The 12,815-nt window shown below is 34.5% G+C and carries 11 protein-coding genes; all 11 read right to left on the bottom strand.

The annotated features are described in order from the left end of the window. Positions 1–6: 6 nt before the first annotated feature. From GYM75_RS02145 to GYM75_RS02095, 11 genes are read right to left on the bottom strand one after another with little or no spacing between them, the layout of a single operon-like run. Positions 7–834, bottom strand: a complete 828-nt coding sequence (locus tag GYM75_RS02145) for a DUF6708 domain-containing protein (RefSeq protein WP_220216543.1) — start codon at positions 832–834, stop codon at positions 7–9. 54 nt (positions 835–888) lie between these two features. Continuing rightward, positions 889–1,713 (bottom strand): DUF6708 domain-containing protein, encoded by an 825-nt coding sequence (locus tag GYM75_RS02140; protein WP_220216542.1) that lies wholly within the window; start codon positions 1,711–1,713, stop codon positions 889–891. A 54-nt stretch (positions 1,714–1,767) separates the two neighbouring features. Further along, positions 1,768–2,592 (bottom strand): DUF6708 domain-containing protein, encoded by an 825-nt coding sequence (locus GYM75_RS02135; protein WP_220216541.1) that lies wholly within the window; start codon positions 2,590–2,592, stop codon positions 1,768–1,770. A gap of 54 nt (positions 2,593–2,646) precedes the next feature. Then, positions 2,647–3,471, bottom strand: coding sequence for a DUF6708 domain-containing protein (locus GYM75_RS02130; RefSeq protein WP_220216540.1), 825 nt, complete (start codon positions 3,469–3,471; stop codon positions 2,647–2,649). 57 nt (positions 3,472–3,528) lie between these two features. Then, the gene (locus GYM75_RS02125) at positions 3,529–4,359 is read right to left on the bottom strand and encodes a DUF6708 domain-containing protein (protein WP_220216539.1); all 831 of its coding nucleotides are present in this window, start codon (positions 4,357–4,359) and stop codon (positions 3,529–3,531) included. Between the two features lie 53 nt (positions 4,360–4,412). Next, positions 4,413–5,240, bottom strand: coding sequence for a DUF6708 domain-containing protein (locus tag GYM75_RS02120; RefSeq protein WP_220216538.1), 828 nt, complete (start codon positions 5,238–5,240; stop codon positions 4,413–4,415). Between the two features lie 54 nt (positions 5,241–5,294). Continuing rightward, a complete protein-coding gene (locus tag GYM75_RS02115; RefSeq protein ID WP_220216537.1) occupies positions 5,295–6,119 on the bottom strand; it encodes a DUF6708 domain-containing protein in 825 nt (274 codons plus the stop codon). Positions 6,120–6,173: 54 nt separating this feature from the next. After that, positions 6,174–6,998 carry a DUF6708 domain-containing protein gene (locus tag GYM75_RS02110; protein WP_220216536.1) on the bottom strand — a complete coding sequence of 275 codons (825 nt, stop codon included), beginning with the start codon at positions 6,996–6,998 and terminating at the stop codon, positions 6,174–6,176. A gap of 17 nt (positions 6,999–7,015) precedes the next feature. Further along, positions 7,016–10,972, bottom strand: coding sequence for a toxin VasX (locus tag GYM75_RS02105; protein WP_220216535.1), 3,957 nt, complete (start codon positions 10,970–10,972; stop codon positions 7,016–7,018). Between the two features lie 36 nt (positions 10,973–11,008). Next, the gene (locus GYM75_RS02100) at positions 11,009–11,938 is read right to left on the bottom strand and encodes a hypothetical protein (protein WP_220216534.1); all 930 of its coding nucleotides are present in this window, start codon (positions 11,936–11,938) and stop codon (positions 11,009–11,011) included. Continuing rightward, positions 11,928–12,200, bottom strand: coding sequence for a hypothetical protein (locus GYM75_RS02095; protein ID WP_220216533.1), 273 nt, complete (start codon positions 12,198–12,200; stop codon positions 11,928–11,930). The genes GYM75_RS02100 and GYM75_RS02095 overlap by 11 nt, the downstream gene beginning before the upstream one ends. Between the last annotated feature and the right edge of the window lie 615 nt (positions 12,201–12,815).

Raw genomic sequence — 12,815 nt, 5'->3', positions numbered from 1 at the left:
ACCTTATTACTGCTTAACCTGATATTTTTGTTTGATGTCGGCTAGCTCGTCTTGTGTTGTGGCATTGAACGCTTCGATCATCCATTTGGGCCAACCTTGACCATTGATAATTTTCTGTTTGAATTTGTCTTCTTGGTCGGTTGGGTAAATGCTTCGGCTGGTGTCGGCTAATTTATCAAATATCATATAATTATTGACCCAACCCCAGATTAAATGACTACCAACTCCAATTCTGGCTGGATCGAACATGATATGGTCAATGGTTTGGTTAGTGCCGGGTTTGCAGACCATTAAAATATCGCTAACTAGTGAGTAAGGCGAATAGTTATGAATAGCAACCCCGTGTAAATCTGCCCAATCATACTCTTTTATTCGGCGTTTATTGGGGTGTAAAAATACTAAAGGGTTATACCAAAATCGAAAGCTAAAAAAGTAACTTTCATTCACATACACTTTACCCGTTTTACGGTTAAAAATAATTGGACTTCCTCGGCGGCTAAACAAAACATGATAAAATCCAGGAATAATAGTATTCATACCAACCAAACAAAATATAAGTCCTATAATAGTAGCAATTAGTAAATAGTTTTCCATGTTAGGATTATCATATTCCATAACTAATAATAAACCTGTATAAATTGCCCCACAACCCAATAAAATAGCTAATAAATATATAAAAAAATAAAAAATTTGATCTGCAAATGTTTGTCGAATAAAAGCACAATAATTATCATTCATATAGATCAACCGCTTCTCTGAGCTAGTTAAGTAATTTTTCCCTTTCTCTAGATCCCCTATCCAACCTAAAAGCTGTGGGCGATATTTTGACGGCATATTTGGCTCCTGTTGTTTGGTCTTATTTCCAACTTTCTTTACTATCTAACCTTATTACTGCTTAACCTGATATTTTTGTTTGATGTCGGCTAGCTCGTCTTGTGTTGTGGCATTGAACGCTTCGATCATCCATTTGGGCCAACCTTGACCGTTGATAATTTTCTGTTTGAATTTGTCTTCTTGGTCGGTTGGGTAGATGCTTCGGCTTGGGTCAGCTAATTTATCAAATATCATATAATTATTGACCCAACCCCAGATTAAATGACTACCTACTCCTTTTCGGGCTGGGTCGAACATAATATGGTCTATGGTTTGATTAGTGCCGGGCTTGCATACCATTAAAATATCACTAACTAGTGAGTAAGATGAATAGTTATGAATGGCAACACCGTGTAAATCTGCCCAATCATACTCTTTTATTCGGCGTTTATTGGGGTGCAAAAAGGTTACTGGGTTACGTAAAATTTTAAAGTTAAAAAAATAATTTTCATTCACATACACTTTACCCGTTTTACGGTTGAAAATAATGGGATTGCCTCGACATGGAAATAGATTTTGATAAAATTCTGGAATTAATATATATAATGCAAAGCAGACAGTTATAAGGCTTATTGAAATTATATTTAATTCTAAACTATCCTTTATAAAATCTAATTCCCAGAGTAATGGAGATAAGATTATCATTGACGCTATACCCAGAATAATCCCAAGAAAACAAATGCAGAAATAAAAAATTTGATCGGATAATATTTTTCGTTTAAATACACAATAATTATCATTGGTATAGAGTAAACGATCTTCTGGACTGGTTAAGTAATTTTTCCCTTTCTCTAGATCCCCTATCCAACCAAAGCGTTGGGGGCGGTATTTTGACGGCATATCTGGCTCCTGTTGTTTGGTCTTATTTCCAACTTTCTTTACTATCTAACCTTATTACTGCTTAACCTGATATTTTTGTTTGATGTTGGCTAGCTCATCTTGTGTTGTGGCATTGAACGCTTCGATCATCCATTTGGGCCAACCTTGACCATTGATAATTTTCTGTTTGAATTTGTCTTCTTGGTCGGTTGGGTAGATGCTTCGGCTGGTTTCGGCTAATTTATCAAATATCATATAATTATTGACCCAACCCCAAATTAAATGACTGCCTACCCCTTTTCGGGCTGGGTCGAACATGATATGGTCTATGGTTTGGTTAGTGCCGGGTTTGCACACCATTAAAATATCGCTAACTAGTGAGTAAGGCGAATAGTTATGAATGGCAACACCATGTAAATCTGCCCAATCATACTCTTTTATTCGGCGTTTATTGGGGTGCAAAAAGGTTAATGGGTTACGTAAAATTTTAAAGTTAAAAAAGTAATTTTCATTCACATATACTTTACCCGTTTTACGGTTGAAAATAATGGGATTGCCTCGACATGGAAATAGATTTTGATAAAATTCTGGAATTAATATATATAATGCAAAGCAAGCAGTTATTAAGATAACTATAATTGTAATGAATTCTAAACTTTCTCTACAAAAATCCAACTCCATTAATAATGGAAATGAAATTAAAATTAATGGTATTCCAAAAATAAAACCAAGAATACAAATGCAGAAATAAAAAATTTGATCTGATAATATTTTTCGTTTAAATACACAATAATTATCATTAGTATAGATCAACCGATCCTCGGGACTGGTTAAATAATTTTTCCCTTTCTCTAGATCCCCTATCCAACCTAAAAGCTGTGGGCGGTACTTTGACGGCATATCTGGCTCCTGTTGTTTGGTCTTATTTCCAACGTTCTTTACTATCTAACCTTATTACTGCTTAACCTGATATTTTTGTTTGATGTTGGTTAGCTCGTCTTGTGTTGTGGCATTGAACGCTTCAATCATCCATTTGGGCCAACCTTGACCTTTTATAATTTTCTGTTTGAATTTGTCTTCTTGGTCGGTTGGGTAGATGCTTCGGCTGGGGTCGGCTAATTTATCAAATATCATATAATTATTGACCCAACCCCAGATTAAATGACTACCTACCCCTTTTCGGGCTGGGTCGAACATAATATGGTCTATGGTTTGATTAGTGCCGGGCTTGCACACCATTAAAATATCGCTGACTAGTGAGTAAGATGAATAGTTATGAATGGCAACCCCGTGTAAATCTGCCCAATCATACTCTTTTATTCGGCGTTTATTGGGGTGCAAAAAGGTTAAAGGGTTACGTAAAATTTTAAAGTTAAAAAAGTAATTTTCATTCACATACACTTTACCCGTTTTACGGTTGAAAATAATGGGATTGCCTCGACATGGAAATAGATTTTGATAAAATTCTGGAATTAATATATATAATGCAAAGCAAACAGTTACAAGACCTATTGTAACTATAATTATTACTGAACTATTATTTTTAAAATCTAATATCCAGAATAATGGAGATAAGATTATAATTGACGCTATACCCAGAATAATCCCAAGAAAACAAATGCAGAAATAAAAAATTTGATCGGATAATATTTTTCGTTTAAATACACAATAATTATCATTGGTATAGAGTAAACGATCTTCTGGACTGGTTAAGTAATTTTTCCCTTTCTCTAGATCCCCTATCCAACCAAAACGTTGGGGGCGGTACTTTGACGGCATATCTGGCTCCTGTTGTTTAGCTTTATTTCCAGTTTTCTGTACTATCATCTAACCTTATTATTGCTTAACCTGATATTTTTGTTTGATGTTGGTTAGTTCGTCTTGTGTTGTGGCATTGAATGCTTCGATCATCCATTTGGGCCAACCTTGACCGTTAATAATTTTTTGTTTGAATTTGTCTTCTTGGTCGGTTGGGTAGATGCTTCGGCTGGGGTCGGCTAATTTATCAAATATCATATAATTATTGACCCAACCCCAGATCAAATGACTACCTACCCCTTTTCGGGCTGGGTCGAACATAATATGGTCTATGGTTTGATTAGTGCCGGGTTTGCAGACCATTAAAATATCGCTAACTAGTGAGTAAGGCGAATAGTTATGAATGGCAACCCCGTGTAAATCTGCCCAATCATACTCTTTTATTCGGCGTTTATTGGGGTGTAAAAATACTAAGGGGTTATACCAAAATCGAAAGCTAAAAAAATAACTTTCATTCACATACACTTTACCCGTTTTACGGTTAAAAATAATTGGACTTCCACGACGAGTAAATAAATTCTGATAAAACTCAGGAATTATTGAGTACCAAATAAAAATAAAACATATCAAGATAACGAATAATATAATAAAAATTGACTTACTATCTTTGCCATCAAATTTTAAAGTTGCAATATCATATATCAACATAGGAATTAAAAAAAATAATGAAATTGATAAAAATGAACTTATAGATAAATAAAAAATTTGATCTGATAATATTTTTCGTTTAAATACACAATAATTATCATTGGCATAAAGTAAACGATCTTCTGGACTGGTTAAGTAATTTTTCCCTTTCTCTAAATCCCCTATCCAACCAAAACGTTGGGGGCGGTATTTTGACGGCATATCTGGCTCCTGTTGTTTAGTTTTATTTCCAACTTTTTTACTATCTAACCTTGTTATTGCTTAACCTGATATTTTTGTTTGATGTTGGTTAGCTCGTCTTGTGTTGTGGCATTGAACGCTTCGATCATCCATTTGGGCCAACCTTGACCGTTGATAATTTTCTGTTTGAATTTGTCTTCTTGGTCGGTTGGGTAGATGCTTCGGCTTGGGTCAGCTAATTTATCAAATATCATATAATTATTGACCCAACCCCAGATTAAATGACTGCCTACCCCATTTCGGGCTGGATCGAACATGATATGGTCTATGGTTTGATTGGTACCGGGTTTGCACACCATTAAAATATCGCTAACTAGTGAATAAGGTGAATAGTTATGGATGGCAACACCGTGTAAATCTGCCCAATCATACTCTTTTATTCGGCGTTTATTGGGGTGCAAAAAGGTTAATGGATTACGTAAAATTTTAAAGTTAAAAAAGTAACTTTCATTCACATACACTTTACCCGTTTTGCGGTTAAAAATAATGGGATTTCCTCGGCGTGAAAATAAATTCTGATAGAACTCAGGAATAATCAAATATATAATTATCCAACTTAAAATAACGCCAGCTAAAAATATATGATCCATTATTTCTTCATCTCTATCTTTGGGTGGATTCAATGGAACTGAATAATAAACTATTATACAAAAACTCAATAAAAATATTAAAATTAGTAATATAAATAAATAAAAAATCTGGTCAGATAATTTTTTGCGTTTTAAAACACAATAGTTATCATTGGCATAGATTAACCGATCTTCAGGGCTAGTTAAGTAGTTCTTTCCTTTCTCTAAGTCCCCAATCCAACCTAAAAGCTGTGGGCGATATTTTGACGGCATATATGGCTCCTGTTGTTTGGTCTTATTTCCAACTTTCTTTACTATCTAACCTTATTACTGCTTAACCTGATATTTTTGTTTGATGTCGGCTAGCTCGTCTTGTGTTGTGGCATTGAACGCTTCGATCATCCATTTGGGCCAACCTTGATCGTTGATAATTTCTTGTTTGAATTTGTCTTCTTGGTCGGTTGGGTAGATGCTTCGGCTGGGGTCGGCTAATTTATCAAATATCATATAATTATTGACCCAACCCCAGATTAAATGACTACCTACCCCTTTTCGGGCTGGGTCGAACATAATATGGTCTATGGTTTGGTTAGTGCCGGGTTTGCACACCATTAAAATATCGCTAACTAGTGAGTAAGGCGAATAGTTATGAATGGCAACACCATGTAAATCTGCCCAATCATACTCTTTTATTCGGCGTTTATTGGGGTGCAAAAAAGTTAATGGGTTACGTAAAATTTTAAAGTTAAAAAAGTAATTTTCATTCACATATACTTTACCCGTTTTACGGTTGAAAATAATGGGATTGCCTCGACATGGAAATAGATTTTGATAAAATTCTGGAATTAATATATATAATGCAAAGCAAGCAGTTATTAAGATAACTATAATTGTAATGAATTCTAAACTCTCTCTACAAAAATCCAACTCCATTAATAATGGATATGAAATTAAAATTAATGGTATTCCAAAAATAAAACCAAGAATACAAATGCAGAAATAAAAAATTTGATCTGATAATATTTTTCGTTTAAATACACAATAATTATCATTAGCATAGATCAACCGATCCTCGGGACTGGTTAAATAATTTTTCCCTTTCTCTAGATCCCCTATCCAACCAAAACGTTGGGGGCGGTACTTTGACGACATATCTGGCTCCTGTTGTTTGGTCTTATTTCCAACTTTCTTTACTATCTAACCTTATTACTGCTTAACCTGATATTTTTGTTTGATGTCGGCTAGCTCGTCTTGTGTTGTGGCATTGAACGCTTCGATCATCCATTTGGGCCAACCTTGACCGTTGATAATTTCTTGTTTGAATTTGTCTTCTTGGTCGGTTGGGTAGATGCTTCGGCTTGGGTCAGCTAATTTATCAAATATCATATAATTATTGACCCAACCCCAGATTAAATGACTACCTACCCCTTTTCGGGCTGGGTCGAACATAATATGGTCTATAGTTTGATTAGTGCCCGGCTTGCACACCATTAAAATATCGCTGACTAGTGAGTAAGGCGAATAGTTATGAATGGCAACACCGTGTAAATCTGCCCAATCATACTCTTTTATTCGGCGTTTATTGGGGTGTAAAAATACTAAGGGGTTATACCAAAATCGAAAGCTAAAAAAGTAACTTTCATTCACATACACTTTACCCGTTTTACGGTTAAAAATAATTGGACTTCCTCGGCGTGAAAATAGATTATGGTAAAATTCGGGAATAATGCAATATATGCCTAAACAAAAAGCAACTATAGCTGTTATACCAACATATAATAATGTACGTTCAGTTGCAGGATTAAAAAAGGCAACTAAGGAGATTGCAAAATATTCCCCTATACATCCGAAAATAAGTCCTAATGAAATAATAATCAAATAAAAAATCTGATCGGATAATATTTTTCGTTTAAACACACAGTAGTTATCATTAGCAAAGATCAACCGATCCTCGGGACTGGTTAAGTAATTTTTCCCTTTCTCTAGATCCCCTATCCAACCAAAACGTTGGGGGCGGTACTTTGACGGCATGCTATTCTCCTGATTGATTAAATTTTTCCGTTTTTCATAATTATTAATGGTACTTCTTCACGGTGATTATATTGGATGATTATCTGATATTTTTTGATTCGATAATATCCGAGGGTTCCGGCTATCCATTTATTAATCATTAGTTCTTGAAAATCATGCTCCGGGGATTTTTGCAAACTAAAGTCTTTTGACTTGGACTTGCCAATAGTCGAGTTTGCAGTTGGATAGCTGTTGGTTTTTGGCTGATCATATTTATTTTCATAATCCTCCATATCGGTACTTAGATAGTCGTCTTGCATTGGACTTTCGTTGATTTGAATTAATTTTATACCCTGTGCATTAACATGGTATTTGAAATCGGTATAGATATTATCTTTCAAGTGCAAGCGAATATGAGCGGATAGCGATTCGTTAAGGTTGTTTTCGGCAAATTCAGCAATATTGACATAAAAATAGATATGCCGTTGCATTGAATTGGGGCTATCTTTGGTAATGTAATGTGCCGGATAAGTCTGCACTATCGTATTCTGGAGTGGCTTAAGGTGGATAAAGGTGTTAATACCATAAACAATAACCATATAGTCATTAATCGCCCAACCAAACCCCGAATGGGTGTTGTAGTCTTCTTCGTGATAGGCATCATAACCAAGATATTTTAGTTCTCCTTGTATACCAAAATAGCAGCGATTTAACCAATGTTGAATAGGGGTGAAGTTATCGTATTTTTTACTAAACATCACTGCTATAGTTCCTATTATGAGTAGCACTATACCTGCAATAAAAGTAATTGGTGTGGAAATAGTTAATAGTATTGATCCAAAAATTAAAGCAAAAGAGCCTACAACTCTAGCTTTAAAATAATCTTTGTTTTCCATATCTGTCATATCAAAAGCACTTTTTAGCTCACCTATAGCATCTATGACGGTTATTGCCGCAAAGGCAACCGCAACTGTTTTCATGATTACACTATTTAATGCAAGACGGCTTTCAATTTTAGTAATACTGGTGCCAGCTTCGGTGGCTTTTGTTAGTTGCATTTTCAATTTCACATCACGGTATTGACTGGTTAAATCAACCCCCATTAATCCTAATGATAATAAATTGGTGTATAACTGGCGTTGAAGCTGTATTTCACCTTCGCCTGCTTGTGGGGTTCCCCACTGTTTTAAGTTGTCCCAAATATTGCTTAAGGTTAAAACTCCAATAATGCCACTCACCGCTATATTAATGGCAAACCCTGTTTTAGCAATGTTGGCACTCTTGCGATGTTTTTCGATTTTAGCTTGATGCGTGGTTTTGTCTAAATCGATTTGTTCTTGCTGATTTTGGTTTAAAATTTGTTCGAGTTTTTCCCGTTCTTGATTAAGGATCTGCCGATTTTTTTCGATTCGGTTATCGTGTTTTATCTCTTCAATCGTGGTTTGTTTTTGTTCTTTGTGTTGTTCAATTTTGGTTTCTAATTCAGTTTTGGTTTGCTCAAGTTTAACCTTTTCTTTTAACGCTGGTTTTATTACTTTGGCAAGTTCTTGCGGTTTTAAAACATTATTTTCTAGGTTTTTGATAAATGATTCAATGGTATTTTTGATTTCCAGATCTGGCAGGAACATCATTAATCTGAGTTTTTTCAATGATGCTTTTTTACCAGCAGGTTGTTTTTCATCAACAGGTCGTTTTTCGTCATCGGTTTCAAATTGACTTAAGAACTTTTGTTCTTGCAAGGTAAGCCCTTCTGAACTGTAATATGTGCGGTTCATTTGACTGATTAGCGCGACTAATGGTTCGATATGCGTTGGTCTGATTTTCACGTCAAGTCTGAGTGGATAAACATTGAGCTGAGCCAATCGAAACATAAAATGTATTTCGGAATATTGCGGTTTAATTAACGTTAGCTTCTGATCTTTCACTAGCCTTGAATATTTATTTAATGACACATCATTCAAATAACCATGAGCAAGAACTAGTTTTTTGCTGTAAGGGCTATTAGTTGGATTGCGTGCCGATAATTGTGTATTGACGTTTTTTAGTTGACCTTTTAATTTTTGTATTTGTTGCGTATGTTGTCTTTTTTTTCGTTGTAACTGCTTGTGTCTTTCGGTGTCTTGCAGCGGAATGGTTTTTCTTTCTTTTTCTAGTTTGTCTAGCTCTTGTTGATTGATTTTAATTTTTTCTTCAAGTTCTTTTTGCTGTTGCGTTAAAATTTTTTGCTTTTCCTTAGCTTCATTTTTATGTTGTTCTTCTTGTAACTTGTTTGGGATCAGCGCAATATTAAGGCTTCTTGATATGACATCATTCCAACTTATTTCGGTGTCAGTATTAATATCGATAAAGTCTTTTTGTTCCAAATCGATACCGTTAATATTCAGGTGAGTAATAATGTAATAAATACTGCTCGGATTGCTAAGGAGTTCATCCCATAGCGCATTGTCTTCATCTAATTTGACTTCAAAATGGCTGGCATCAATCAGTATTTGAGTCACGTCTTTAATGTGGCTTTGTATGCTTTCTTCGTTAGTAAAGTCAAATTCAGCCTGCCAAAAACGTACCATATTGACGCTTTTCGGGGTGATGTTACTGTATTTTGATTGATATTCTTTATCACCAAACAACCAACGAACATAAGTAAAATAGTCCTGCGACCACTCTTTGCAATAATCTACCAGCTCTTGATAGGCGTCTTTTAATTCGTCGTTAAATATATCAATTTTTCCCTGATCAATACAGCCGTCAAAATCATTTAATGCGTTTTTCTTATCGGTAATTAATTCACTCAATTTCATATCGTCTTTAGTGAGTGGGTAATAATCATAAGTTCTTGAGGGATCCTCGTGTTTTATAATTGCGTCCTTTACTTTTTCGATTTCCCGATCATATGATGTGACGATTGAAGTTCGGTATTGCTCTATTAACTGTAAAATTGTGCGCTTTTTAAATACGTTTGGTCGATAATATTTAAAGCGTTTTTTTAATTTAGGATTAATCATTTTTAGCATGTTTTGAGCACGCCGTTCAAAAATTTGATTTTGTTTGTCGACATCAAAACCAGCATCGAAATCATCATCGAGTTTTATCTCTTCGTCTGGCGGTAATTCAGCTTCGTTATCAAACATACATAAACTGTTCTGACGTTGTGAGTTAAGCTCTTCGGCAATGCCAAAGGTATCTTCTAATACTACGCCACAAGAAATGGGGGTTTTGTTTATGTATAAGTTGCTGGTATGCGTAACATATTTTAATTTTTCGTTTTTTAAACTGATAAATGGATGTGCTGATTCAAAACTATTTGGGAGATTATCCAAACGAAACTCAAGTACTTTACTGTCTTCATTTTTATAATCCTGATAACTACTACCAAAAATATCTTTAAATGGTACCGCTCGATTGCCCGTTGCTTGAGAAGGGGAATCTTTAAAATTTTTTACATCAATTTTAGTAAAACGGGATAATGCGTGGTTATCTTGTTCTTGTAAATAGTTATTAATGGTTTCCTCGTTCCAAGGTTGTGAAGAGTAAGCCACCCATGCCTGGGTGCACTCTTTTTGCAGATGAATAAACGATGCAGGAATAGTGTGACAGTAGTTTTTACATGCTTTTGATATCGGTCTTGGCGTGGTACTGGTCAGCTGGTAGTAGTCTTTTAACCTAAGCGCCCCTTCAATACATTCATAGGCATGAAGTATTCGGCTTTCGATATCTTCGATTTGTTGTATCACATATACATAGCCATTTCGTAATGTTCTTAACACATAACTGTAATATTTTAGTTCCTCATCAGGCATACGTTTTTTAAAGTCTAAGGTTTTAGCATAATCGGCTAATTCTTGATAAGTAGGGTCAATATCTGGAGTCAGTACTGATTGCGTTTTGATTACAGCTTGACGCAATAAAAATATGGGTAAGCCAGTTCTTTCACAAGCAGGGCAACGACCTTTAGCGTCATCTTGGTTTCGGTTGGCTATGTTTTCTGTTGTTTCCATTTTTTACCTTACATTCTTTATTATTAACCTATTATTTTATTGAATATTATTTGGTTTAATTTCAATATTAATTTTTGCTTCAATGATTCGACGTGATAACGTGCCTGGTGCTTTTATCGCTTTGGGGATATGTTCAAGTACGTTGGGATTTAGAGTAAAGGCTTTGTGATACCTTAATCCATTTAATCCCCAAAATAAGATATCAGCGGCATCGGTTAACCCTAATTGGTACGCTTGATCAACATAATATTCCGCTTCGACAATGATTTCGTTTGACAGTGGTACATTTTTTTGATCATCGAATTTTTTGCGGTTATTTCCCCATGCATTGACTAGCGTGCGTATCATCCTTAGGTTTTTTAAACGCTGACAGTAATCGTGACTCCAACTTATTGGCACTTCGGACTCGTCATCAACAGTGTAGCGAATAAATTTCCCTCCCTGCACAGACGGATAATAGATATTTTCAAACTCAGAAAATTGTGCGTTTAACAATGCGTTGTCTTGGTTCGAGCCAAGCTCGTGTAAAAATTGCATCCGAAAAGGTTCGAAGAAGGGGTAATAATGTTTTTGTCGCAGTGTTTTAGCGATGTGATTTCCAATATCAACAAGTTTTTTAGCCAGTAACGACGGTTTTAGTTCAGTGACAATATAGGCACTAATATAACGTTTTGACCAAAAGCATTCTACTGCTGTCTGTTTGCTAATTATATCAAGTATCGGTCTTTCTAAAAATTGATCGGGTTCAGCAAGCCTAACCAGTGTCGGGCATACACTTGGATCGTAATCCAAATCTGTACGCAGTACTTGAGTAAGTTTTTTTTCACCAAAAGCTTTATTTTCACCATAGTGAGCAAATAATCGTTCTTTTGATAATGGATGAAACGGATTAAGGGCGATTAGGTTATTAACCAATAGGTAACGATATTGGTAAAGATTTTCACTATTGTTTAATTCAGCAAGCATTTTTAATTCCTTGTTTGCATATGTGTAACATCCAATTTGCTTGATCATTATTCAATTGATTGGTTTTTGGCAGTAATTGTCTTTTTTTGGCTGAATTTTTTTGTTGGTTTAACTGTTTTTTGCCTTTAATGTTTATAGCAGGCGTTATTAAATGGTGTTCTGATTTGGCAAAAGTATGGCGATTGAGGATAAGATGTTCGGTTAATTTGTTGATTAATCCTTCAGCAACTTGATTGATGACTTTCTTAAAATTGTTTCCCATTTTTTGCTTCTTATTCCTTTTATTACTTAATAGCCGCCCGTTTTAACTCGTCACTATTAGGTTTATTGCACTATTGTTAATAACGATGTATTTAAAATTAGAATGGTGATCTAATTTTTATAGCGTTAGCTTAAAATTAATGAGTGAATTTTATTTTGCGGTAAAGTAATAAGGTTTGATTTGTATCACCGTGTTCTATCTCATCAAAATGATGTTATTTATTGCAGAGCGCGATAAAACCACCATTACACTATGCTTATATTCACTATTTACATAAATTTATCTAATTTTAAATTATCAAATCATTTTTACATAAAATTAAATAATCAATAAAGATTATTAATATTAAATAAAAAATTACTTTTTTTCTAGAGGTTTTGCAATATATTATTTATTTGTAGAGCATTATTTAATTTATAAAAATTAAATTTTGGAAGAGCGTTTTGAGGTATAAACGTAAGCTTGGCATGAGTAAAGTTAACTTATCATTCGACAAACTTTTGTTTGAGGGCTAAATAGCAATACTATCCTAAGTTATAGTTTTAAACTGCAATTATCGCAACTAACTATTTAATAACTATTTAATGACTATTTGATAACTTAGCAAAATAGCTT

Source organism: Gilliamella sp. ESL0441, from assembly GCF_019469185.1.
GTDB lineage: Bacteria > Pseudomonadota > Gammaproteobacteria > Enterobacterales > Orbaceae > Gilliamella.
The sequence above is the reverse complement of the archived record's forward strand: the minus strand, read 5'-3'. Positions and strand labels throughout refer to the sequence as shown.

Bases quoted from the DNA above. Each gene is read 5' to 3' on its own strand.
- GYM75_RS02125 (WP_220216539.1), bottom strand. From the start codon at position 4,359: ATGCCGTCAAAATACCGCCCCCAACGTTTTGGTTGGATAGGGGATTTA.
- GYM75_RS02135 (WP_220216541.1), bottom strand. From the start codon at position 2,592: ATGCCGTCAAAGTACCGCCCACAGCTTTTAGGTTGGATAGGGGATCTA.
- GYM75_RS02100 (WP_220216534.1), bottom strand. From the start codon at position 11,938: ATGCTTGCTGAATTAAACAATAGTGAAAATCTTTACCAATATCGTTAC.
- GYM75_RS02105 (WP_220216535.1), bottom strand. From the start codon at position 10,972: ATGGAAACAACAGAAAACATAGCCAACCGAAACCAAGATGACGCTAAA.
- GYM75_RS02140 (WP_220216542.1), bottom strand. From the start codon at position 1,713: ATGCCGTCAAAATACCGCCCCCAACGCTTTGGTTGGATAGGGGATCTA.
- GYM75_RS02120 (WP_220216538.1), bottom strand. From the start codon at position 5,240: ATGCCGTCAAAATATCGCCCACAGCTTTTAGGTTGGATTGGGGACTTA.
- GYM75_RS02145 (WP_220216543.1), bottom strand. From the start codon at position 834: ATGCCGTCAAAATATCGCCCACAGCTTTTAGGTTGGATAGGGGATCTA.
- GYM75_RS02130 (WP_220216540.1), bottom strand. From the start codon at position 3,471: ATGCCGTCAAAGTACCGCCCCCAACGTTTTGGTTGGATAGGGGATCTA.
- GYM75_RS02115 (WP_220216537.1), bottom strand. From the start codon at position 6,119: ATGTCGTCAAAGTACCGCCCCCAACGTTTTGGTTGGATAGGGGATCTA.
- GYM75_RS02110 (WP_220216536.1), bottom strand. From the start codon at position 6,998: ATGCCGTCAAAGTACCGCCCCCAACGTTTTGGTTGGATAGGGGATCTA.
- GYM75_RS02095 (WP_220216533.1), bottom strand. From the start codon at position 12,200: ATGGGAAACAATTTTAAGAAAGTCATCAATCAAGTTGCTGAAGGATTA.